Source organism: Streptomyces sp. WELS2, assembly GCF_013870595.1.
In the GTDB taxonomy this organism is placed as follows: domain Bacteria; phylum Actinomycetota; class Actinomycetes; order Streptomycetales; family Streptomycetaceae; genus Streptomyces.
In genome coordinates, this window is sequence record NZ_JACBWZ010001224.1 from 1 (window position 1) to 1408 (window position 1408).

General features: G+C 73.7%; 2 protein-coding genes. Both read right to left on the bottom strand.

The window, feature by feature from the left end; genetic code table 11:
- Positions 1-98: 98 nt before the first annotated feature.
- Positions 99-575, bottom strand: a complete 477-nt coding sequence (locus H5J33_RS35215) for a cupin domain-containing protein (RefSeq protein WP_181798711.1) — start codon at positions 573-575, stop codon at positions 99-101.
- The coding region (locus H5J33_RS35220) for a GNAT family N-acetyltransferase (protein WP_220213039.1) at positions 572-1408 on the bottom strand (837 nt) is incomplete at its 5' end. The genes H5J33_RS35215 and H5J33_RS35220, both read right to left, overlap by 4 nt.

The window sequence follows — 1408 nt, forward strand, 5'->3', positions numbered from 1 at the left end:
CGGTCTGGCCGTCGAGCAGGCGCGTGGGCGGGGGCGGGGTCATGGGCGGCGGGACTCCGTGGTCGGGAACGCGGGCCGGGTCGTGAACGCGAGTCGGGTCATGGGCGGCACAGTTCCCTGATCAGGTCCGCCTCGGCCGGGTAACGCGCCGTGAGGTCGGCCGGGTCCCCGTGTTCGTAGTCCGCGTAGGTGAATCCGGGGGCCATCGTGCAGCCGAAGAACGTCCACGCGCCGCCCGCCACCACCCGCGCGCCCATCCAGGTGTGGGCCGGCACGGTCAGCTGGAGGTGCCGGCCGAAGCCGGGGCCCGGGCCGAGGACGGGGCTGTCGGTGGTGCCGTCGGGGGCGAGGAGCAGCAGTTGGAGCGGGTCGCCGAGGTAGAAGTGCCAGACCTCGTCGAAGGGCAGCCGGTGCAGCGCGGAGTAGTCGTCGGCGGTGAGCAGGACCACGATGGCCGACCCCTCGGGGCGGCCGTCCGGGCGCTCGGGCCCGGCCCAGGTGCGCCGGAACAGGCCGCCTTCGCGGGGGAGGGGTTCGAGGCCGTAGCGGGCGGTCAGCTCTTCGGGCGTCGTCACCCGGGGAAGGCTACCGCCCGCTCCAGGAAGGCCAGTTGGGCGTGCTTCTCGGGCAGGTACACCTCGGGCAGGTCGACCTCGGGCAGGACGACGGCCGGGCCGCGGGTGAAGCCCTGGCGTTCGAAGCGGGCGATCGCCTTGGTGTTGCGCACGTCGGGGTCGATGACGATCCGCGGCCGGTCCAGGACCCGCAGCACGTACGTCGTCATCGCCTTCACCAGTGCGGACGTCCAGCCGGGGCGCGGGCCGCCGGGGCCGGCGGGGGCGAGGAGGAGGTGGATGCCGAGGTCGCCGGGGCGGACGTCGTAGCACTCGCCGACCCGGTCGGCGGACGGCTCGTAGGTCTGGAGGAGCGCGGCCGGTTCGCCGTCCTTGGTGACCAGGTGGGCGTGGTGGGTGCCGAGGGTGGCCATGTGGGCGTATATCCCGGCGACCTGGTCACTGCCGAGGCCGTTCATGCCCCAGAACACGGCGCGTTCGTCGCTCACCCAGGAGTGGATCAGCTCCGCGTCGCCCTCCGGGTCGACGGGGCGGATGCGGACGGTGCCGAAGCCGTCGATGTGCTGGACGTGCAGGTCGGTCATCGGGTTCCTCGGGGTGTCGGGGAGGGTTCGCTCGGGGGTGAGCCGGGCCCAGTCGGTGACCACCGGGGCGAGTTCGCCCTCGAGCCACAGCGGGAGCTGGTCGTGGTGGTGGGGGCTGCCGGGGACGCCGTCGGCGCCGAACGGCACCACCCAGCGGCTGCCCTCCCGGTCGGCCAGGTCCCAGACGTAGCGGGCGGCCGGGCTGAACGAGGCCACCCCGTTCGACAACATCGACAAGGCGCCCGAGGA